This is a genomic window from Pseudomonas sp. Y3 TE3536, assembly GCF_053629175.1.
The window spans coordinates 5,619,436-5,640,815 of sequence record NZ_JBRJHU010000001.1 but is presented as its reverse complement, the minus strand read 5'-3'; the positions used below and the strand labels follow the sequence as shown (position 1 = coordinate 5,640,815).

The 21,380-nt window shown below is 63.9% G+C and carries 19 protein-coding genes; 10 read left to right on the top strand and 9 right to left on the bottom strand.

All coding sequences use genetic code 11. The annotated features are described in order from the left end of the window. Positions 1-69: 69 nt before the first annotated feature. The 4 genes from AB7M33_RS25205 to AB7M33_RS25190 are packed head-to-tail and all read left to right on the top strand — an operon-like array spanning position 70 to position 3,829. The gene (locus AB7M33_RS25205) at positions 70-897 is read left to right on the top strand and encodes an amidohydrolase family protein (protein ID WP_027593585.1); all 828 of its coding nucleotides are present in this window, start codon (positions 70-72) and stop codon (positions 895-897) included. A 42-nt stretch (positions 898-939) separates the two neighbouring features. Further along, a complete protein-coding gene (locus AB7M33_RS25200) occupies positions 940-2,289 on the top strand; it encodes an MFS transporter (protein WP_085274278.1) in 1,350 nt (449 codons plus the stop codon). After that, positions 2,286-3,026 (top strand): SDR family NAD(P)-dependent oxidoreductase, encoded by a 741-nt coding sequence (locus AB7M33_RS25195; RefSeq protein WP_454243917.1) that lies wholly within the window; start codon positions 2,286-2,288, stop codon positions 3,024-3,026. The genes AB7M33_RS25200 and AB7M33_RS25195 overlap by 4 nt, the downstream gene beginning before the upstream one ends. Then, complete coding sequence (locus AB7M33_RS25190; protein ID WP_454243916.1) at positions 3,023-3,829, top strand: sugar phosphate isomerase/epimerase family protein; 807 nt, start codon at positions 3,023-3,025, stop codon at positions 3,827-3,829. Before AB7M33_RS25195 ends, AB7M33_RS25190 begins: the two co-directional genes overlap by 4 nt. On the opposite strand, the gene AB7M33_RS25185 is transcribed toward AB7M33_RS25190, so the two are convergent. Together AB7M33_RS25185 and AB7M33_RS25180 are read right to left on the bottom strand one after the other, a co-directional pair. Then, positions 3,820-4,236 carry a RidA family protein gene (locus AB7M33_RS25185; protein ID WP_027593581.1) on the bottom strand — a complete coding sequence of 139 codons (417 nt, stop codon included), beginning with the start codon at positions 4,234-4,236 and terminating at the stop codon, positions 3,820-3,822. The two genes, AB7M33_RS25190 and AB7M33_RS25185, sit on opposite strands and share 10 nt — an antisense overlap. Next, positions 4,236-5,555 carry a flavin-containing monooxygenase gene (locus AB7M33_RS25180; protein ID WP_454243915.1) on the bottom strand — a complete coding sequence of 440 codons (1,320 nt, stop codon included), beginning with the start codon at positions 5,553-5,555 and terminating at the stop codon, positions 4,236-4,238. The genes AB7M33_RS25185 and AB7M33_RS25180 overlap by 1 nt, the downstream gene beginning before the upstream one ends. A 304-nt stretch (positions 5,556-5,859) precedes the next feature. Between AB7M33_RS25180 and AB7M33_RS25175 the strand changes: the two genes are divergently transcribed. After that, positions 5,860-6,537: a DUF1028 domain-containing protein gene (locus tag AB7M33_RS25175; protein ID WP_099429103.1), complete on the top strand. Its 678-nt coding sequence runs from the start codon at positions 5,860-5,862 to the stop codon at positions 6,535-6,537. After that, positions 6,530-7,690 carry an acetylornithine deacetylase gene (gene argE, locus AB7M33_RS25170; RefSeq protein WP_454243914.1) on the top strand — a complete coding sequence of 387 codons (1,161 nt, stop codon included), beginning with the start codon at positions 6,530-6,532 and terminating at the stop codon, positions 7,688-7,690. The genes AB7M33_RS25175 and argE overlap by 8 nt, the downstream gene beginning before the upstream one ends. Before the next feature lie 146 nt (positions 7,691-7,836). On the opposite strand, the gene AB7M33_RS25165 is transcribed toward argE, so the two are convergent. From AB7M33_RS25165 to AB7M33_RS25155, 3 genes are all read right to left on the bottom strand, one after another. Next, positions 7,837-9,105 (bottom strand): carbohydrate porin, encoded by a 1,269-nt coding sequence (locus AB7M33_RS25165; RefSeq protein ID WP_099429105.1) that lies wholly within the window; start codon positions 9,103-9,105, stop codon positions 7,837-7,839. A 128-nt stretch (positions 9,106-9,233) separates the two neighbouring features. Then, positions 9,234-11,651 carry a glucose/quinate/shikimate family membrane-bound PQQ-dependent dehydrogenase gene (locus AB7M33_RS25160; RefSeq protein WP_099429106.1) on the bottom strand — a complete coding sequence of 806 codons (2,418 nt, stop codon included), beginning with the start codon at positions 11,649-11,651 and terminating at the stop codon, positions 9,234-9,236. A 268-nt stretch (positions 11,652-11,919) separates the two neighbouring features. Then, positions 11,920-12,270 carry a cupin domain-containing protein gene (locus AB7M33_RS25155; protein WP_099429107.1) on the bottom strand — a complete coding sequence of 117 codons (351 nt, stop codon included), beginning with the start codon at positions 12,268-12,270 and terminating at the stop codon, positions 11,920-11,922. Between the two features lie 116 nt (positions 12,271-12,386). Here AB7M33_RS25155 and AB7M33_RS25150 point away from each other — a divergent pair, with 116 nt between their 5' ends. Further along, the gene (locus tag AB7M33_RS25150) at positions 12,387-13,286 is read left to right on the top strand and encodes a LysR family transcriptional regulator (protein ID WP_454243913.1); all 900 of its coding nucleotides are present in this window, start codon (positions 12,387-12,389) and stop codon (positions 13,284-13,286) included. 113 nt (positions 13,287-13,399) lie between these two features. Further along, positions 13,400-14,599 carry an MFS transporter gene (locus tag AB7M33_RS25145; protein ID WP_275744961.1) on the top strand — a complete coding sequence of 400 codons (1,200 nt, stop codon included), beginning with the start codon at positions 13,400-13,402 and terminating at the stop codon, positions 14,597-14,599. A gap of 6 nt (positions 14,600-14,605) precedes the next feature. Here AB7M33_RS25145 and AB7M33_RS25140 read toward each other — a convergent pair whose 3' ends face one another. Beyond that, positions 14,606-15,217, bottom strand: a complete 612-nt coding sequence (locus AB7M33_RS25140; protein ID WP_085274275.1) for a LysE family translocator — start codon at positions 15,215-15,217, stop codon at positions 14,606-14,608. A 102-nt stretch (positions 15,218-15,319) separates the two neighbouring features. On the opposite strand from AB7M33_RS25140, the gene AB7M33_RS25135 reads away from it, so the two are divergent. Then, positions 15,320-16,294 carry a GlxA family transcriptional regulator gene (locus tag AB7M33_RS25135; RefSeq protein ID WP_454243912.1) on the top strand — a complete coding sequence of 325 codons (975 nt, stop codon included), beginning with the start codon at positions 15,320-15,322 and terminating at the stop codon, positions 16,292-16,294. 32 nt (positions 16,295-16,326) lie between these two features. On the opposite strand, the gene AB7M33_RS25130 is transcribed toward AB7M33_RS25135, so the two are convergent. Beyond that, positions 16,327-17,178: a CAP domain-containing protein gene (locus AB7M33_RS25130; RefSeq protein ID WP_454243911.1), complete on the bottom strand. Its 852-nt coding sequence runs from the start codon at positions 17,176-17,178 to the stop codon at positions 16,327-16,329. Between the two features lie 270 nt (positions 17,179-17,448). Between AB7M33_RS25130 and AB7M33_RS25125 the strand changes: the two genes are divergently transcribed. After that, positions 17,449-19,614, top strand: a complete 2,166-nt coding sequence (locus AB7M33_RS25125; protein ID WP_238213284.1) for a TonB-dependent receptor — start codon at positions 17,449-17,451, stop codon at positions 19,612-19,614. Positions 19,615-19,759: 145 nt separating this feature from the next. Here AB7M33_RS25125 and AB7M33_RS25120 read toward each other — a convergent pair whose 3' ends face one another. Next, positions 19,760-20,371, bottom strand: a complete 612-nt coding sequence (locus tag AB7M33_RS25120) for a cell wall hydrolase (protein WP_099429114.1) — start codon at positions 20,369-20,371, stop codon at positions 19,760-19,762. A gap of 34 nt (positions 20,372-20,405) precedes the next feature. Next, positions 20,406-21,323, bottom strand: a complete 918-nt coding sequence (locus AB7M33_RS25115) for an AEC family transporter (protein ID WP_454243910.1) — start codon at positions 21,321-21,323, stop codon at positions 20,406-20,408. Positions 21,324-21,380 lie beyond the last annotated feature (57 nt).

The following is a 21,380-nucleotide window of genomic DNA, read 5'->3' as shown; positions in this document are numbered from 1 at the left end:
GAGTCGCCTTCGCGGCGCACAATAACAAGATCTGCAGGCAAGCGCAGCGGCGCTTGACGGGAGTGTTGCGTGAACATCTTCGATGAACCCAAGATCGATTGCCATAACCATTTGTTTGACCCCGCGCGCTTTCCCTACCACCCCGACGCGCCTTACGCCCCGTCCGGGCAGGAGGTCGCCACCCTTGAGCAATTCAACCGGGTGATGGACGCCTATGGCGTGCAGCATGCCTTGCTGGTAGGGCCGAACAGTGGCTACCACACCGACAATAGCTGCCTGCTGAGCGCGCTCGCCACTGGGCAGGGGCGTTTCAAGGGGGTGGCGGTGGTTAGCCCTGACATCACCCTGGATGCGCTGGCTACGTTGCAGGCGCAAGGGGTGGTCGGGGTGGCCTTCAACCCGGCGTTGTACGGTGTGGCGAGCCTGGATGCAGCCGACGGGTTGTTCGGCAAGCTCGCCGAGCTTGACCTGTTTGCGCAGATTCAGGTGTGCGAAGACCAGTTGCTGGCGCTGCGCGGGCTGCTTGAGCGCACGTCGGCGCGCGTGTTGATCGACCATTGCGGCCGCCCGGAGGTGAGCGCCGGTATTCACCAACCGGGTTTCCAGGCCTTGCTGCGGTTGGCCGCGAGCGGCCGGGCCAGCGTCAAGCTGTCCGGCATGCAGAAGTTCGCCTCGGCCGATGCGCTGCAGGCGCAGAGCAGTGCCTACGTTCATGCCCTGCTCGAAGCGTTTGGCCCACAGGCCTGCGTGTGGGGCTCCGATTGGCCGTTCATTCGCCAGCGCTCGCGGGTGGACTACGGGCCGCTGCTGAAACTGGCCGAGCAACTGATGCCAGATGCGCAACTGCGCCGCACCGTCATGTGGGACACGCCGCGACGTCTGTTCGGGTTTGCCTAGCGCACCGCCCTTTGCCATTCCAATAACAAAAGAGCAACCGTCATGAACACTGAACAGAACCTCGGTGTGGGGGCGTTCGACACGCCTGCACGCCTGCAACAACGTACCCGCACCCGCTTCATGATCCTGGCGCTGATCTCCGGCGGCACGATGATCAACTACCTCGACCGCAGCGTGATGGGCATAGCGGCGCCTAGCATCAGTGCCGACCTGGGCCTTAACGCCGCGATGATGGGCGTGATCTTCTCGGCGTTTTCCTGGACCTACGCGGCGGCCCAGATCCCCGGCGGGATCCTCATCGACCGGCTGGGCACCAAGTTCACGTACTGGCTGGCCTTGACGCTGTGGTCGCTGTTCACCGGCCTGCAAGGGTTGGCCCAGGGCTTTCTGTCGCTGTTGGGCATGCGTTTTCTGGTGGGGGTGACCGAAGCGCCGTGCTTCCCCACCAACAGCCGCGTGGTGGCGACCTGGTTCCCACAGAGTGAGCGGGCCAGGGCGACTGGCATCTACACCTTTGCCGAGTACACGGGGCTGGCGTTTCTTACGCCGCTGCTGTTCTGGGTACTGCACGCCTACGGCTGGCGTTTTCTGCTGATGGCGGTCGGGCTGATGGGCATCCTTTACGGGCTGGTCTGGTGGCGCAAGTACCATGAACCGCACCAGTCCACCACGGCGAACAAGGCCGAACTCGACTACATCGCAGCGGGTGGTGGCGTGGTCGACGGTGGCCAGAAAGCCACGGTATTCCGTTGGTCGCAGATCCCGGCTCTGCTTAAGCACCGCAACATGCTGGGCATCTGCCTGGGGCAGTTTGCCTGCAACTCGACCAACGTGTTCTTCCTGACCTGGTTCCCGACCTACCTGGTCACCGAGCGGCACATGCCGTGGCTGAAGGTTGGCTGGGTCGCGGTGCTGCCGTTCATCGCCGCCTCGCTGGGCACCCTGGTCGGTGGCTGGTTGTCCGATGCCTTGCTGCGCCGCGGCTACTCCCTGAACGTGGCGCGCAAGCTGCCAGTGATTGCCGGCCTGCTCACCGCGTCGGTGATCGTGCTGGCTAACTATGTCGAGTCCGACGCGCTGGTAATCGCCATTCTCTGCATCGCCTACTTCGCCCAAGGCATGTCGGCGCTGGCCTGGATGATCGTTTCCGACATCGCGCCAAAGGGCCTGCTGGGCTTGAGCGGTGGCCTGTTCAACCTGTTCGCCAACGCGGCGGGCATCGTCACCCCGTTGACCATCGGCATCATCGTTTCGATGACCGGGTCGTTCGTCTGGGCCTTGGCCTTCGTGTCGTCGATCACCGTCCTCGGTGCCCTGTGTTACCTGTTCATGGTGAGCGACCTGCGTCGTCTGCCAGACATCCCTAACCTCGAAAATGGAGCAAAGCAATGAGCCAATACCTGCAAGGGCAGACTGCAATCGTCACCGGCGGCATGCGTGGCATCGGCCTGGGGATTGCACAGCGGCTGCACGCCGCAGGTGCCCACGTGGTGATCTGGGACTTGGCGGTCGATGGCTGGGACACAGCCGAAAACGGCTTTGAGCCGGTGCTGCGCCAGTCTGTCGATGTTTCATCGCTGGCGTCGGTGGAAGTGGCATTTGCCGACGTGCTTGCACACGTCGGGCAGGTCGAGATCCTGGTCAACAACGCCGGTATCAATGGCCCAGTGGTACCCGCCTGGGAATACCCGCCAGCGGCCTGGGACAAGGTCATCGCCATTGACCTGAATGGGGTGTTCTATTGCTGCCGCACCGCCATCCCGCACATGCGCGAGCGCGGCTACGGACGTATCGTCAACGTCGCCTCGATGGCGGGCAAGGATGGCGTGCAGTACATCTCGGCGTACTCGGCGGCCAAAGCAGGCGTGATCGCTTTCACCAAGGCCGCAGCCAAGGAGCTGGCGCAGGATGGCGTGCTGCTCAACTGCGTGGCGCCGGCGATGGTCGAAACGCCGCTGATGGCCGAAATGACCCCGGAGCACATCGCAGCGAGCAAGGCCAAGATCCCCATGGGGCGCTTCCTGAAGGTCGAGGAAATCGCCAACATGGTGAGCTGGATCGCCGGGCCAGAGTGCAGTTTCACCACCGGCTTCGTGTTCGACCTCAGTGGCGGGAGGGCGACCTATTGAGGGGCCTGGGCGTCGCTCACCTGACGGCACTGGACCTGGCGCCAGCCGTGCTGGTGCGCGAGGCGAGCCGTGCCGGCTTCAGCGCGGTGGGGCTGCGCCTGCATCCGGTGATGCCGGGTGCGCTGGCCTACCCGGTAACGGCGGGCAGCCTGGCGCTGCGAGAGCTCAAGGCGGTGATGGCGGGTGAGGGCGTACGGGTCGCTGATATCGAGTTCGTGTCATTGACGCCCGAGGTGGTGGTCGCCGATTACGAGCCTTTACTGGCGGCAGGTGCGGAGCTGGGGGCGGTAAGCCTGACGGTGTCGGGCGATGATGCCGATGTCGCGCGGCTGACCGAGCATTTCGCGGCCTTGTGCGAGCTGGCAGGGGGGTATGGCGTGCGCGTGGACCTTGAATTCATGCGCTGGCGGCCGGTGGCGAACGTGCACCAGGCTTATACCGTGGTGGCAGGGGCGGGGCAGGACAACAGCAGCGTGCTGGTCGATGCCCTGCACCTGTTTCGCGCTGGCGCAGCGGTAGCGGACCTTGCCGGAATCGACCCGCGTTACTTGCGCGCCGTGCAGTTGTGCGATGCCCCGCTGCAGGCACCACCCGACAGCGGCATCATCCAGGAAGCGCGGGAGGGCAGGCAGTTGCCTGGCCACGGGCAACTGCCGTTGGCGCAGTTGCTCGCAGCCTTGCCCCGCGACGTCAGCCTCAGCGTCGAGGTGCCGTCTGCCCATTTGCACGGGGCAGAGCGGCTAAGGGCAGCTGCGCGAGTCACGCAGGCCTGGCTGAGCGGGGTGCCGGCAGGTCAGGCCTGATCCGGCACCACGGCGATTACATCGATTTCCATCAACCACTCGGCCTGGGCCAGGCCCGCCACCACCAGCCCGGTGGAGATTGGGAACACGCCTTTGAGCCATTTGCCGACTTCCTTGTACACCGGCTCGCGGAAGCGCGGGTCGGTGATGTAGGTGGTGGTCTTGACGATGTGCGACAGGTCCGAGCCGGCCTCCTCAAGCAGTTGCTTGACGTTTTTCATCGCCTGTTCGGCTTGTGCCCGAGGGTCGCCCAGGCCTACCAGGCGCCCTTCGAAGTCAGTACCCACCTGGCCGCGTACGTAGATGGTGTTGCCGGCGCGCACCGCCTGGCACAGGTCGTTGTCCAGGGTCTGATTAGGGTAGGTGACCTTGGTGTTGAACATGCGGATACGGGTATGGGTTGGCATCAGTGGGCTCCAAGGGTGCTGACGTTGCTGATCGTGGGTTGATGTTGCTCATCCGCGGCACGTTGCTCGCTGTCGCGGTAGGCCAGGTAGGTCCGTTGCGTGGCGATGTGCCCGGCGACGTGCTTGGCGTCGTGCCACACGCCCCAGATGAACGACGAGCCGCGGCGTGACAGCCAGGGCAGGCCGAGGAAGTACACACCGGGTTCGCGGGCAACACCGCGTTGGTGTTGTGGCTTGCCGTTGGCGTCGAAGGTGTCGACCTGCAACCAGCTGAAGTCCACGCCGTAGCCAGTGGCCCAGATGATGGTGCTGACGCCGGCCTGGGCCAGGTCGAGTGTGTGCAGCGGGTTGCTCAGGCACTCAGGGTCGGGCAGTTGCTTGCGCGCCTCCGGCTCTTCAGGCAGGTCCAGGCCGTTGCGTTCGATGTAGGCATCGGCGGCATCGAGCAGGGCCAGGTAGTTTTCGTCGCCACGGCGGATGTTGTCTGCCAGGTTGTCCTGGAAGGTGGCAATGCCATCGGCGAACGATTGGGTCAGGCCGACCAGGGTCATGCCTTGATGGGCGAGGGCGCGGAAGTCCACGGTGTGGCCGCCGCGTGCGCCGCTGACAGCAATGGTCACGTGCTCGCGGCCAGGCTTGGCGATTTCTGCGTCCCACTCGCCCAGCACACCCAGCCACCAGCAGAAGTCGCGGTTGCGGTAGGCCCGCGGCGGGCGGTCATGGGCACCGACCGACAGGTACACCTGGCGCCCCGCGCGCATCAGTTCTTCGGCAATCTGCACGCCCGAAGAACCGGCGCCCACCACCAGCACGGCACCGGCGGGCAGCTGCTCGGGGTTGTAGTAGGCGGCGGAGTGGATTTGGTGCAGGCGCTCGTCCTTTGGCGCGATGGCCGGGATCACCGGGCGCTGGAACGGGCCAGTGGCAGCAACCACGCGGTTGGCGCGGATCACGCCCTCGTTGGTTTCGATGGTGAAGCCTGGGCGATCGCTGTTGCGCACCACCTTCTTCACTTCGATGCCGGTGCGCACCGGCAGGTTGTACTTGCGCACGTACTGTTCGAAGTAGTCGGCAACCTGGTCCTTGCCGGCGAAGGCATCGGCGTCGAGGTTGAATTCCAGACCAGGGAAGCGGTCGTGCCAGACCGGGCCGTTGGCGACCAGCGAGTCCCAGCGGCCCGTACGCCAGGCTTCGGCGATACGCTTGCGCTCCAGCACCAGGTGCGGCACGCCGAGCTTGTTCAGGTGTTCGCTCATGGCCACGCCGGCTTGGCCGGCGCCGACGACGAGGGTGTCGATTTCGAGGTTGTTCAAAGTCATGTCCGAGCCCTTTATCAGGCGGTTTTTGTCAGGTCGGTTTGGAGGACCGCCGTTGCCTGAGGCCAGACTAGGGACGCTGCGCAAATGGCGAAAATAGTATTTAGCTAGGGCTTGCCGATAAAACGGCGAAGGCCTTGATTCATAGGGCTTGCCGCGGTGCTTGAGGGGGATTTTTGATGCCGTTCGGGGTGGTGCGGGCGGCCTTAGTTTTTTCCTCTTCAAGCCCTCGGAAAAAGGTGGTTTCGCGCGCGGGAGGGTTCCACCCAGAATGCCCTGCATCGGACAGAACAACAGGAACCATCACATGACTTTCTCCATCATCGGTCGTTGCCAGGAAACCGGCCAAGTCGGTATCGCCATCAGCTCGTCGAGCATCGCGGTCGGGGCGCGTTGCCCCTGGGTGCGCGCAGGTGTGGGGGCGGTCGCAACGCAGAACATCACCTTGCCGGCATTGGGGCCGCAGTTGCTCGATGTGCTGGAGCAGGGCCAGTTGCCGCCGGCAGCTGCACTAGACAGGGTGCTGAACGCCAACGGCTGGAGCGAATACCGCCAGGTCACCGTGATCGACAGCCAGGGCCAGGTCGCGTTGTTTACTGGCAAGCAGGCGCTTGGGGTGCACAATGCCGTGGCCGGCGAGCAGTGCGCTGCAGCGGGTAACTTGCTGGCGTCCAAGCAGGTGATCGAGGCCATGGTGCACGCGTTTGAACAGGCCGGCGGGCACCTGGCCGATCGCCTGTTGGCGGCCATGCAGGCGGCGATGGCGGCCGGGGGTGAGGCAGGGCCGGTGCATTCCGCAGCGCTGAAGATTGCCGGCGAGCTGACCTGGCCGCTGGTGGACCTGCGCGTCGATTGGGCCGATGAAGACCCGATCGGCCAGCTCGATGGCCTGTGGCAAGCCTATCGCCCGCAGATGCAAGACTACGTGACCCGCGCCCTCGACCCGACCGCCGCGCCAAGCTACGGAGTGCCGGGCAATGAATGAGCGCACCAGCCGCGCGTTGCTTGCCCGGCTGATCGGTTTTGCCACGGTCAGCCGCGATTCCAACCTCGCGCTGATCGGTTTCATCCGTGACTACCTGGCGGACTTCGGCGTGGAATGCGAGTTGTTCCACAACGCCGAGGGCACCAAGGCCAACCTGTTTGCCACCTTCGGCCCGCAGGACGTTGGCGGTGTAGTGCTTTCGGGGCACACCGATGTGGTGCCGGTTGACGGCCAGGCCTGGACGGTCGAGCCCTTTGCCTTGAGCGAGCGGGAGGGGCGCCTGTATGGGCGGGGTACTGCGGACATGAAGGGCTTCATTGCCTCTGTCCTGGCAGCGGTCCCCGCGTTTCTCGCGCATCCTTTGCGTATTCCGGTGCACCTCGCGTTCTCCTATGACGAAGAAGTGGGTTGCCTGGGCGTACGCTCGATGCTTGCGGCGCTTGCGCTGCGGCCACACAAGCCGCGGTTGTGCCTGATCGGCGAGCCGACCGAGCTCAAGCCAGTGCTGGGGCACAAGGGTAAGCTGGCAATGCGTTGCCAGGTGCACGGTGCGGCCTGCCACTCGGCTTATGCGCCTTATGGGGTGAACGCCATCGAGTACGCCGCGCGATTGATCGGCAAGCTGGGCGAGATCGGTGATGGTTTGGCGCAGCCTGAGCACCATGACACGCGTTTCGACCCGCCGTTTTCCACGGTACAGACCGGCGTGATCAAAGGTGGCAGGGCGTTGAACATCGTGCCCGAGGAATGCGAATTCGACTTCGAGGTGCGGGCATTGCCAGGGTTCGATGCTCAGGGGGTGGCTGACCAGTTGCAGGGCTACGCCGAGGCAGAGTTGCTGCCGCGCATGCGCGCCGTCAACCAGGGCGCCGATATTCGCCTTGAGGCGCTGAGTGCTTACCCGGGGCTGGCCACGCCGGCTGACAGCGAAGCGGCACGTTTGGTCGCCTTGCTCAGTGGTTCAGCGGCGTTCGGCACGGTCGCGTTTGGTACTGAAGGCGGCTTGTTCGACCAAGCCGGGATCCCGACGGTGGTCTGCGGGCCGGGGAGCATGGAGCAGGGGCACAAACCGGACGAGTTTGTCAGTGTCGAGCAGTTGCAGGGGTGCGATGAGATGCTGCTGCGGCTGGTGGATTACCTGCGCGAAGGTTGAGTCATTTTTACCGGTTAGGCATTCCTGGTAGGAGCAGCCTTGTGCTGCGAAGAGGCCCGTGACAGCAGAGAAAATTCACTGTGCTGTCACGGGCCTTTTCGCAGCACAAGGCTGCTCCTACAGGATGCGGGCAATGCCGTAATGAATCAGAACGTCGCCTTGACCTGTAGGCCCACTACCAGCGCATTGTCGATATCCTTGCCCGAGAACGCACCCGGCTCGATGATGTACTGCACATCCGGGCGCAGGTTCAGCCATGGCGTGGCCTGGTAGCCGTAGCTCAGTTCAATCAACTGCTCGGCGCTGTCGATGTTCGGGAACTGCTGCCCTGCGTTGAACGCAGCGTCTTCCAGCACATCGCGGCTACGCGGGTTCGGCACGGCGCGGCCATAGCCCAACGACAGGGTATCGCGCGGGCGGCCTTCGAACGGCTTGTACAGCACAACGCCGGTGCCATACCACTTGGTGAACGGCGAAGCGGCCTCGCTTGATGCCGAGTATTGGCCAAAGGCGTGCAGGCTGCGGCCTGGCGAGCTTGGATCACTCCACACGGCCTGGTCGACCAGCAGGTAATGGCCGCCGCGGCCGGACACTTCCTTGTCGCTGCCGATGCGTTTCACATCAGAGCTGTCGTAGTAGTAGCCCAGCTTGTACTCACCTGGCAGTTCGCCTTGCAGTTTGTACACCAGCTCAACCGGTACCACGGTACCTGTGGTGTGCTTGGGCCCCAGGTGCCAGGCACGGCTGGAATTGCCGTTGCTCTCGGGGTCGACGTTGAAGGCCGCGACACGCAGCTGCCAGGACGGCGACAGGTCGTATTTCACCCGCACGCCCAGGTGGGCGTTGGGGTAGTTGGTCCAGCCGCTGCCGCCCGACATGTTCAGTGGGTGGCCACAGAAGCCGGCGTTCATGAAGTTGCACAGGATGCCACTGTCCAAGCCGCCGAGGTCGTTGCCCATGGCCATGTAGCCGAGCTTGACGTTCAAGGCCGGGGTGAACAGGGTGCGCTCGTAGCTCAGTTCAGTCAGGCGGGTGTACAGGCCACCGTAGTTTTCCTGGATCGGCAAGCGGTTGCCCACCAGGTCTTCCGAGGCGCTGTTGCCGCGACGGTCGTTGATGGTCAACTGCACCTTGCCGCCGTTTTCCAGGCCGTACAGTTTCGACAGGTCGAACTGCACGCCCAGCTTGAGGTTCTGCGAGTAGCGGGCCGAACGGTGCAGGCCACCGTGGGCGTTGTAGGCGGTTTCACCGCTGTAGTCGCCGGTGAACTTGACGCCGTCTTCTTCCAGCTGATGGCGCAGGCCGCCCCAGTCACCGGTCAGGGTGTTGCGGGTCATCAGGTCGCCGTCGGCGAGGGCGGTGGTGCTGGCCAGGGCGAGCAGGAGGGGAGAAGTGATGCGAATTGCGGATGGCATTGCGGGGTCTCGGGTAGTGTTCTAGGGCCTCTTCGCGGGTGAACCCGCTCCTACAGGGCCTGCACCCTTTGCAAGTGCAGTGATCATCCTGTAGGAGCGGGTTCACCCGCGAAGCAGGCGACGCAGTCTTACGGCAGGGCGTAAGAAATCACATAGTCGCCACGGTCAGTCGACTGACGCGCGCCACCGGCGGTGATAACCACATACTGCTTGCCGGTTTTCGGCGAAACGTAGGTCATCGGGCCGCCCTGGCTGCCAACCGGCAGACGGGCCTTCCAGATTTCATTACCGTTGCTGCTGTCGTAGGCGCGCAGGTAGAAGTCCTGGGTGCCGGCGATGAACACCAGGCCGCCTTGGGTGGACAGTGTGCCGCCCAGGGTTGGCAGGCCAATCTTGATCGGCAGGTGCATGCGGATACCCAGCGGGCCGGTGTCCTCGACGGTGCCGACCGGGACCTGCCAGGCGATTTGGCGGGTCTTCATGTCAACCGCGGTCAGGGTGCCGAACGGCGGAGCCTGGCAAGGGATACCGGCGACCGACAGGAAGCGGTTCTTGTTCACCGCATACGGCGTGCCTTTGAGCGGTACGGCGCCCATGCCAGTGTTCAACGCTTCGCCACCGGAGGCCGCGTTGCCTTTGTTCTGCGAAGGGATCATCTGGATCCACAGGCCCAGACGCATGTCGTTGACGAAGATGAAGCCATGCACCGGGTCGGTGGAAATGCTGCCCCAGTTCATGCCGCCCAGCGAGCCTGGGAAACTCAGCGACAGGTCGGTGCCCGGCGCGGTGTACAGGCCGTCGTAGCGCATTTTCTTGAAGTCGATGCGGCACAGCAGCTGGTCATACGGGGTGGCGCCCCACATGTCCGACTCGGTCAGGGTCTGCGCGCCGATCTGCGGCATGCCCACCGATTTTGGTTGGGTCGGGGAGTACGGCTCGTTCGGGATGTTGCTCGGTTTGACCGGAACTTCGTCGACCTGGGTCAGCGGCTTGCCGGTTGCACGGTCAAGCACGTAAATCTGCCCGGCCTTGGTGCCGATCACCACCGCAGGCACGGTCTTGCCGTCATCTTTGGTGAAGTCGATCAGGCTTGGCTGCATTGGCAGGTCGAAGTCCCAGAGGTCGTTGTGAACGGTCTGGTACACCCACTTCTGGTTGCCGGTGGTGGCATCCAGTGCCAGGACCGAAGCACCGTAGGTGTGGTCCAGCTTGTTGCGCTCTACGCCATAGATGTCGGTGGACGACGAACCCATCGGCAGGAACACGGTGTTCATTGCCGGGTCGTAGGACATCGGGGCCCAGCTGTTCGGGGTGCTGCGCACGTAGGTGCTGCCGTCGGCCGGGGCGCTGCGGTCTTCCGGGTTGCCTGGGTCGAAGGCCCAGCGCATGGCCCCGGTGATGACGTCGAAGCCACGGATGACGCCGCCTGGCATGTCGGTCTGAACGTTATCGGCAACGCGACCGCCAACCACCACGGTGGTACCGGCCATCAGTGGTGCGGACGACAGTTGGTAGAAGGAATCCGGCACATCGCCCAGGCCAGCCATGAGGTTGACCTGGCCGTTGTTGCCGAAGCCTTGGCAGAACTCACCGGTGTCGGCGTCGACGGCGATCAGGCGGCCGTCGATGGTGTTGGTCAGCAGGCGGCGCTGGCAGTTGGCACCGGCCGGGACAGTGGCCATGGCGATGGGCGAACTGTTCGGCTGGGTTGGTTGGGCCAACGGCGCGGTGGCGTCGAAGTAGGCCATGCCGCGGCAACGCTGCCAGACCTTGGACTGGGCGTTGATCTCGTTTTTCCACAGCTCTTTGCCGGTGTCGGCATCGAGGGCGATCAGGTTGTTGTGCGGGGTGCAGATGAACACCTTGTTGCCAACCTGCAGTGGGGTGAGTTGGTCCTCGGCACCGTTGCCGTCGCTGATGGCGACGTCACCGGTGTGGTAGGTCCAGGCCACCTTGAGCTTGTTGACGTTGTCGCGGTTGATCTGGTCCAGCGCGGCGAAGCGGCTGCCACCTTCGGTGTTGCCGTAGTGGGCCCAGTCTTTCTGCTCTTTGCCGGCTTCGACCGGGGTCATGCCAGGGCCTTTGCCGGTCGGGGCGACGCTTGGGTGAGCAACGAACATGTTGCCTGCGGCAATCACCAGTGCCACCGCCATCACACCTGCGAGGCCGTACGCGCCACGGCCAGCGGTGCCGCCGTTGGCACGTACCAGCAGGGGGTAGACCAGCGCCACGACCATGCCGATTGCGCCGAACATGAACACGCGCGAGAACAGCGGCCAGAACACCAGGCCGGTGTCGATCACGGCCCAGATTGCGGTACCGATCAGGAACAGGGCATACAGCCAGGCACCGGCGACCTTGCGGCGGGCGATGAGGATACCGGCGATGGCCATGGCCAGGCCGCCGATCAGGAAGTACCAGGAGCCGCCTAGGCCGGCCAGCTTGATACCGCCGGCGGCCAGGAGCAGGCCGAGCAGGGCGACGATAACGCCCAGGCCGACCAGAATGAGGGTTGTGGCGCCAGAGGCGCGCGGTGTTTCTTTCATGCCAGGGATCTCAGCAGGTGGAATGGGCGCAGTTTAAGCCCTTAGCAAGCTAATTAACAAGTTAGTACAAAGTTTTGTGAGGCTGATTGTCGCAGGGTTGAACTTGCCAAGGTGTTGGCAAAAGTCTAGATCAGGCAGCGAAAAATGCAGTAAACAAAGCGTTCATGGCAGATATGGAATCAGTACTCATACTTTGGTCGAGTCGTCGAAAAGCAACGTCTGCAGGGGCCACGCTGCGCCAGCAGGCCCCGATTGGACCGTTCAACACCTATTCCGGCCAAGGGCTGGCGCTGCTGTAGAACACGGCCAGCCATACTGTCGCGATGCCCGGCGCGGTCCATTCCACGCGGTGGCGATAATGCGCCGGTATATCGAGGCAGTCGCCGGGCTGCAGCAGCCGCGTATGGTTTTCATGCTCGAAGCGTAGGCCCGCGGCACCGCTCAGCAGCACGATCCACTCACCTTCGGCCTGGTCGTACCAGTACCCTGGCGGGCTGGATTGGCCGCTGGAAACAATGCGCTCGATGCGCACACCGGGGCGGCTGAGCAGTTCGTCGACGCGCTCGGCAGCGGTCGGGTCGCAGGGCGGCAAGGTGTTCAGCATGTTGAAGGGGGCCATCTGAAATCTCGTCAAAGGGAGGTGCTTCCACTATGGACGTGATTGCGGGGGCGCGCGCTTCTTGACCATCCCAGCGGTTTGTAGGACTGTTCCGAGCTTTAAAAGACGGAAGACACATGGACAAGCTGCTGGCCATGAAGATGTTCGCGGCGACGGTCGATGCCCAGGGGTTTTCCGCGGCCGCGCGCAAGCTTGGCGTGGCGACATCGTCGGTGACCCGCCTGGTCGATGCACTGGAGGCCGAGTTGGGGGCCACCTTGTTAAACCGCTCGACGCGCCAGGTCAGCCTGACCGAGGCGGGCGCCCGTTACTACGCGCGGGCCCGGGGCATTTTCGAAGCGCTGGATGAAGCCGATGCCAGTGTCGCTGACAGGGGCGAGGAACCGGTCGGTGTACTGCGGCTGTGCCTGCCGGTGGAGTTCGGCCGGCGGGTGATTGCGCCGCACCTGGGGCCCTTTCTGGCCAAACACCCGGCACTTGAGCTGGACATCGACCTGAGCGACCGCCTGGACGACTTGCTCGATGGCCGTTACGACCTGTCGATCCGGCTGGGCGACCCTGCGCCCAATGACGAACTGGTGTGCCGCCCACTGGGCCGGTTCGAGCGTTGGCTGGTGGCCAGCCCGGGCTACCTGGCCGGGCGCGCAGCACTGGAGCACCCGCAGCAATTGCTGGAGCACGCCTGCCTGCGTTTTCGCTATGGGCAGAAGGCGCGCCCCTGGTGCATGACGCGGGGCCAGGAGGTGTTGGAACTGGACGTGAGCGGGCCGTTGCGCAGCGCCAATGCCGACCTGTTGCGCGAAACCGCGTTGGCTGGCAGCGGCATTGCCCTGCTGGCCGACTGGCTGGTGCGTGAGGACGTGGCCGATGGCGCGCTGCAGCGCGTGTTCGGCGACTGGCAGGCCAGCCCCGGTACTGCCAATGACCGGATCAACGCGCTTTACTTGCCCAACCATCGCGGGTCGCGCCGCGTGAACGCCTTCATCACCTTTTGCGAAGGCCTGTTGACGCACTGAGCTGCCAGCGTTGCGCAGGGTGCAAAGCCCTGTTGCGCACTGGCCGGATTCTCGCCTGTGGCACGTCTGGGTAAGGTGTGTGGCATATTCCGTCCCTTCTCGAGGAACACCGCATGAACCCCTCCCTAGCCGCAGAGCAGCCGTCGGCCACTGGCCTGAGCCGGGCCTTGGTGACCCTGCTGGCGTTCTGCTGCGGCGCCATCGTTGCCAATATCTACTATGCCCAGCCCATCGTTGGGCTGATCGCCCCCGACCTGGGCCTGTCCACTGAACGGGCCAGCCTGATCGTTTCCCTGACCCAGCTGGGCTATGCCCTGGGCCTGCTGTTACTGGTACCGCTGGCCGACCTGCTGGAAAACCGCCGCCTGATGATCGCTACCGCAGTGCTGGCCTGCGTCAGCCTGTTGTTGGCTGGCACCAGCAGCAGTGGCCAAGGGCAGCTGTTTCTGGGCTATGCGCTGTTGATCGGGTTCAGTTCGGTCGCGGTGCAGATGCTGATCCCCCTGGCCGCGCACCTGGCCCCTGAACAACAGCGTGGCCGGGTGGTCGGCAACATCATGGGGGGGCTGCTGTTGGGCATTCTGCTGGCGCGGCCGGTGTCGAGCCTGGTAGCCGATCACTTCGGCTGGCGCACCGTGTTCATCGGCGCGGCGGGCGTGATGCTGGCAATCATCCTGTTGTTGGCGTTGACCCTGCCACGCCGGGTGCCGGAGCACAAAGCCAGCTATGCCGGGCTGATGCTGTCGCTGGTCGCGTTGCTGCGCCGTTACCCGGTGCTGCGTCAACGGTCGCTGTACCAGGCGTTGATGTTCGCTGCGTTCAGCTTGTACTGGACGGCTGTACCCCTGGCGTTGGCGGGGGCGCATGGCCTGTCGCAGAGCCAGATCGCGCTGTTCGCCTTGGTAGGGGCGGTAGGGGCCGTGGCCGCGCCCATCGCCGGCCGCCTGGCCGATGCCGGGCATGCCCGTGCAGGCTCCCTGGTGGCCTTGGTACTGGCGCCTGTGGCGCTACTGGTCGGGCTGACGGCACCGGGCTTCAGCGTGATCGGCCTTGGGCTGACCGGTGTGTTGCTGGACTTCGCGGTGCAGATGAACATGGTGATTGGCCAGCGCGAAGTCTATGCACTGGACCCGGCAAGCCGCGGGCGCCTGAACGCGGTGTACATGACCAGTATCTTCCTGGGCGGGGCGCTGGGTTCGTCGGTGGCCAGTGCTGTGTTTGCCCAGTATGGGTGGCAGGGGGTTGCGCTGGTGGGTGCCGGGCTGCCGGGTTTGGCGCTGTTGGTGTTCCTCCTGCAAGGGCGCCGCGGCTGAGCTGAATCAGCGCCCCAGTGGCAACGCGACGCCGATCACTGCGAACAAGCTGCCACAGCAACGGTTGAACCCTTTGCCACCCTTGGCCAGCCAGGGCCGGATGCGAAACGCCAAACGCGCGAGCCAGTATTCGACCAGGAACTCCACGCTGGCAAAGGTCGCCGCCATCACCACGAACTGCATCAACAGCCCCCGCTGCGGGTCGAGGAACTGCGGCAGAAACGCACCGTAGAACAGCAACACCTTGGGGTTGGCCATGGCCGACAGCAGGCCCTGACGAAACAGGCCCGCATTGCCCAGGCTGCGGGCCCGCTGCGTCACTTCAAGGTGCAGCGCCGGGCTGCGCCACAGCTGGATACCCAGCCAGACCAGGTAAGCGCCGCCCACCCATTTGAGTATGCCAAGCACTGCTGCAGAGGTTTGCAGCAGGGCACTGAGGCCGAACATCGCCAGGGCGATCAAGGCACTGAAGCCAACTACCCCGCCAACGATAGTGAACAGCGTACGGCGTGCGCCATACAGCGCGCCGTGGGTCAACGCGAGCAAGCTGTTGGGGCCTGGAGTCAGCGACAGGCCGATGCTGGCCAGCAGGTAGATAAGCCAGGTGTCGAGTGCCATGGGGGAGTGCCTGATAGGATTGAAGAACGCCAGTCTAGGGCACAACGCGTTTTTTCAAAGGTATGATCTAGACATTCGATGGTCTGATCTGGACGCGCTCCCATGCCCCCTGATATCCGCCTGCTGATCCTGCCCCTGCCGGCGTTTGCCCTGCTGCCGTTCGGTGCATTTCTCGACAAGCTGCGTTTCAGCGCCGATGACGAAGACTACAGCCAGCAGCGCTATTGCAGCTGGACCCTGGCAGGCTTGACCCTCGACCCGGTGCCCGCGAGCAGTGGTGCGGTGGTGCAGGTGGAAGCCATTGCCGAACAGCTCGACATGGCCCACTACGACTACCTGGTGCTGTTCGGCGGCCGCAACGCCATGGCCACCGCTGAACTGGCACCGCGCTACAAGGCGTTGCTGAAGCGGGCTGCCAAGGCGGGTGTGAAGCTGGTGGCCGTCGACAACGCCGCCTTCCTCTTGGCCGCTTGCGGCCTGTTGGACGGGCATGACGTAGTGGTCCATTGGCGGCATGAAGCCGAGTTTCGAGCGACGTTCCCTCATCTGAAGGTGCTGCGCGACCAGCTCTATCACATTCAAGGTGGGCGCATTACCTGCGCGGGTGGGACGGCGGCCATCGACCTGGCGGTGGAACTGCTGGCGCGGGCCTGTGGCCGGGCTCGGGCGCTGAAAGGCCTGGCCGACATGTTGGTGGACGAGACGCGCGACAGCCGCCATGCCTTGCGTTCGTTGGAGCCGGGGGTGGGGCACGGGCGAGCGGTGCAGCGTGCCCTGGCGTTGATGCGGCATCACCTGGGTTCACCGTTGTCGATCGAGCAACTGGCGGCAGAGCTGTGCATCAGCCGGCGTCAGCTTGATCGTCAATTCCAGGCCAGCCACGGGATGAGCGCCAAGGCCTGGTGGTTGGAAATGCGCTTGCAGCAAGCGCGCTGGCGGTTGCTCAATTCCAGCCACGGCCTGGCGCAGATTGCCGATGAAGTGGGGTTGGGGGATGCCAGCCACCTGGGTAAATGCGTGCGGCGGCGCTTTGGCTGTACGGCACTGCAACTGCGCGAAGGTGCCGCTGTTGCCTGAGCGGCCGCATCGCCCCCCAGGCTGGTCTGGCTTTACTGCGGTGTGCCAAACATCCCCGTCCAGTAGATCCCTGCATCACTCTTCGGGTCGACAGCATAGGCCGCCCCTAGCTCGCGAAAATCCGGGTTCATCAGGGTCGCGCAATGCCCAGGGCTGGCCAGCCAGCCGTCGACCACCTTATGCGCGGTGTCGCGGCCTGCAGCGATGTTCTCGCCGATCTGCTGATACAAGTAACCGGCCAGCTCGGCCCGATCGCCAGGGGTGCGGCCGTCGCGGTCGATATGGTCGAAAAAGTTCTGGTTGGCCATGGCCCGCGTATGGTTGGCGGCAACGCCGGCCAATACGGTGCTCCAGCTCAGCGCGGGCGCGGCGGCAAACGGCTGGCCGCCGCATTGGCGCGGCACCTTGCGCGCAGCGTTGATTTCTTGCAGCACCTTCTGCCCTTCAGCCTGCCAATCCCCCAGGCGGCTGCTGAGCAGCGGTCGGGCAAGGACGATGCGCCAGTCGCGGCCTTCCTGGCTAACACCGATGTCGACGAACTGCGGGTCGAGCACCACCTGGCAGAAGCTTTCCTCGATGGCATGCATGGCCGCGCGCGCATCGCGCGGGCCCGAGAGGCTGATGGCCTGCACGTTCACCATCGGGTAGGCGGCGCGGGACATGGCCTGCTGCAAGTCGCGGGTGCCCTCGGGCGACAGCGCCAGGCGGGTGTCGCTGTTGAGTGGCGGCAGCTCCAGCGACGCCTCGCCACCACAGGGCTGGGCCTTGCTGCGGTAGACGTTGATCGATTCGATCAGTTGCGCCTCCTCGCCGGTGACGGCCAAGGCCCCGGTCGAGACGACCAGGCCCAGCGACAAGGCGGCAACAGATGACAGGACGCGCATGTGAATCTCCCTATGACTGGCAGCGTCGGGGTAAGCGCTGCTCATCCTACACAAGCACAGGGTTTTTGGCCCAGTCCCGTGCAAAGCAATACAAACGACGGCAATCGTTGCAGGCGGCATAAGAGGAAGTAGACCGCTGGGCGCGCAAAAAGTGCGATCACTTGTTAATTATTCGTAACTTCAGCTGGAAACAATTCGCAATCGCGATTAATTTATGCCCTCCACCCCACGTTGCCAGGAAGGCGTCCATCCGATACCCAGGAGCCTTTCATGGCACGACCCCGTCATTATCAATCGACCTTTCTCGCTGTCTGCTGTTCCGTTGCCGTTACGGCACAGGCGGCTGATGGCGTGATCCAGCTGGATGCCACTGCTATCGACGCCGAGTCTGCCAAGGTCAAGGGCGAACTTCCGCAAGCCTTTGCCGGTGGGCAGGTCGCGCGGGGCGGGCAGATGGGCGTGCTGGGCAATCAGGACATGATGGACGTGCCGTTCACCATGACCAGCTACACCGCGCAATTGATCGAGGACCAGCAGGCCGAGGATATTGGCGATGTGCTGCTCAACGACCCGTCCGTGCGCCAGTCGTTTGGCTTCGGCAACCAGTCGCAGGTTTTCGTCATCCGCGGGTTGCCACTCAGCGGTGATGATGTGGCGTTCAATGGCCTGTATGGCGTGTTGCCCAGGCAGATGATCTCAACCGATGCGGTAGAGCGGGTCGAGGTATTCAAGGGGCCCAACGCCTTCCTTAACGGCGCCAGCCCGACCGGAACCGGCCTGGGTGGTAACGTCAACCTGCAGCCCAAGCGTGCCGGTGATGTACCCACGCGTCGCTACACCCAAGACATCAGCAGCGACGGCCGCGTTGGCGAACACCTGGACATCGGCCAGCGTTTCGGTGAGGACAACCGCTTTGGCGTGCGCCTGAACCTGTCGCAACGTGAAGGCGAAACCGCAGTCGACGACCAGGATCAACGCAGCAAGCTGTTCATTGCCGGCCTTGACTACCGGGGCGACAACTTCCGCCTGTCTACCGACTTCGGCTACCAGAAGCAGCGCGTCAACCACCTGCGTAACTCGGTGCGCCTGGGGGCCGGCCTCACCGATATCCCACGCGCGCCAGATGCCGACCACAACTACGGCCAGGACTGGGCCTGGACTGAAACCGAAGACACGTTCGGTATGGCCCGGGGCGACTACGACTTCAACGACAATTGGAGCGGCTACCTGGCCGGTGGCGTCAAGCACACCCATGAGAACGGCTTCTACGGCACGCCGATCCTGACCAACGCCGCCACGGGCGACGCCACTATCGCCGGTTCGAAAATCCCCCACAATGAAGACAACACCACCTTCATGGGTGGCATCAACGGCCGCGTGCAGACCGGCCCGGTCAGCCATCAGCTGAACATTGGTGCGGCCAGCATCTGGACCCAGCAAGAAAATGCGTTCGTCTTCTACAACGCGCAGGCCACCAACCTCTATCACACTGACCCGTTGCCCAAGCCCACCACCCCAACCTTTACCGGTGGCAAGTTAGATGACCCTGGGGTGACCGGCAAGACGCGCAACCGCAGCATTGCGGTGTCCGATACGCTGGGCCTGTTCGACGATAGCCTGCTGGTCACGGTGGGGGTGAGGCGCCAGCAATTGCGGGTCGAAGGGTATGCCTATGACGGCGAGGGCGCGGACCTTGGGCGCAATGCGTTCTACGACGAGTCGGTGACCACGCCTGTCTACGGCATCGTCTACAAGCTCAACCCGTCGATCTCGCTGTACGCCAACCGCATCGAGGGCCTGGCGCAGGGCGCGACGGCGTCGGGGCAGGTCATCAACGCCGGGGAAGTGTTCCCACCCGCCAAGACCAAGCAGGTCGAAGCAGGGGTCAAGCTCGACTACCAGACCTTCGGTGCCAACCTGGCGCTGTTCCGTATCGAGCGGCCCACCGACGGCTTTGTTCAGGGCAATGTATTCGTCCAGGACGGCGAGCAGGTAAACAAGGGCGTTGAGCTGAGCGTGTTTGGCGAGCCGCTGCAGGGGCTGCGCCTGATGGCCGGCGGCACCCGCATGGACACAGAACTGAAAAACACCCAGAACGGTACCAATGATGGCAACCATGCGGTCGGTGTACCGACCTTCCAGCTCAACGCCAGCGTCGACTGGGACGTGCCTGGCCTGCAAGGCGTAGCGCTTAATGCCCGCATGCTGCGCACCGGTGGCCAGTACGCCAACCCGGCCAACACGCTCACCCTGCCAACCTGGAACCGCTTCGATGTAGGCGCACGTTACCGGTTCAAGGTGCAGCAGAAAGAGGTCACCTTGCGGGTGAACGTGGAGAACCTCACCGACAAGAACTATTGGGCCTCGGCCAACGGCGGCTACCTGACCCAAGGCGACCCGCGCCTGGTCAAGTTCTCCGGCTCGATAGACTTCTGACGCTCACTGTAGGAGCAGCCTTGTGCTGCGAAGAGGCCGGTGAAAGCAGCGAAGATTCAGTGTGCTTTCACCGGCCTCTTCGCAGCACAAGGCTGCTCCTACACCCACACACCCACACACCCACACACCCAAACACCCACACACGTCAGCGGGCCAGCGCCTGGTTAGGCTTGTAGAACAGAAAATGCGTGGTCTCGGCGGTCTTGCGGTAGGCCTTGGCCCAATCCGGGTGCACATTGCGGTCGTGGAAGTACAGCGCACCGTCGGTAGGGTCCTTGAGCTGCTGGTTGAGCGCCTTGCGCGCGATCTCTTTGGCGATGTCGTAACGCTGCGCTTCCTCGACCTGGTCCGAGCGCCCGTCACACCACCAGGAAAACTGGCAGGCCTTGGTTTCCACGCCCTGTTTGACGACACCACAAATGGTGTCCGGGAAGCCATCATGGCCAAGGCGGTTGAGCACGACACTGGCCACCGCCGTCATGTCCTTTTCGTTGGCCCCCTTGGCTTCCCAATAGATGGTGCGGGCCAGGCAGGTAATGCTGTCGTCCAGCGGCGATTGGCCTGCCGGGTCGACTGCTTTCACTTCGCCTGGGGTGATGGTTTCGGCCTTTTTCGGCGGCGGGGCGTCCTCGACCACTTTTTCTTCAAGGACTTCGGCCTTGTCCTCGGCGACCGCGGCCTTGGCCGTGTCTGCAGCGTGCAATGGGCCTGCAAGCAGGGCCGAGGTCAAGCCGATTACCATCCACGAGAGGCGCATGGCCGAGCTTCCGATCGCTGAGTTGATTCAGAGTCTAGCCAAGCGTAAGCATTAGCACCAAAGGAAGGGTTGCGGCGGCTACCACGGTCTGCAGAGCGATGATGGTGGCCATCAGCGGTGCGTTGCCGCCCATCTGCCGGGCCATCACATAGGACGAGGACGCCGTAGGCAAGGCCTGGAACAGCACGGCCACGACTGCCGCCTGCCCACCCAGGCCTAGCACACGGCACAGGCCCCAGGTAGTCAGTGGCATGACCAGGAACTTGAACGCCGAGGCGGCCATCAACGGGCGCACCTGGCGGCCGACGCTGGCACCGCCCAAGGCTGCGCCCACGCACAGCAGGCCCAAGGGCAGGGCGGCCTGGCCAAGCGCCTTGACCGTCGGTTCAAGCCCTGCCGGCAAGCCCAGCCCTGTGACCCGCAGCAGCAGGCCACCCGCGCAGCCAATGATCAGCGGGTTGGCGAAGATCGCCCGCAGTACCGTGGCCAGTGAGCTGTGGCGTGCGCTGAAACGGGCGAACACCAGTACGCACAGCAGGTTGACCAAGGGCACGATGGCGGCGTTGGCAACGGCCGCCAAGGCAATGCCAGCACTGCCATAGATGCCCGCCGCCAGGGTTGCGCCGATGTAGTTGTTGAAGCGAATGCCACCCTGGAACACCGAGGTGAAATCGGCACCGTCATGGTTCACCGCGCCTTGGTACAGCACCAGCAGCAAGGCGCCGAGCAGGGTCGACAGCATCAGCACTCCGACCATGCCCAGTATCGGTACCCCGTCGAGGTTGGCGGTGGCCAGGCCATGCAGGAACAGCGACGGCAGCAGCACGTAATAGCTCAGGCGTTCGGCACCGGGCCAGAAGGTATCGGCCAGAAAGCCGCGCACACGCAGAAAGGTGCCCAGGGCGATCAGCAGGATGATGGGTAGCAGTGTGGTCAGCAGTAGGTGGAGCATGGTCGGCGTTCCGTCGTCGGGTACCGCTACAGACTACGGGGGCGCTTTGGTTTGTAA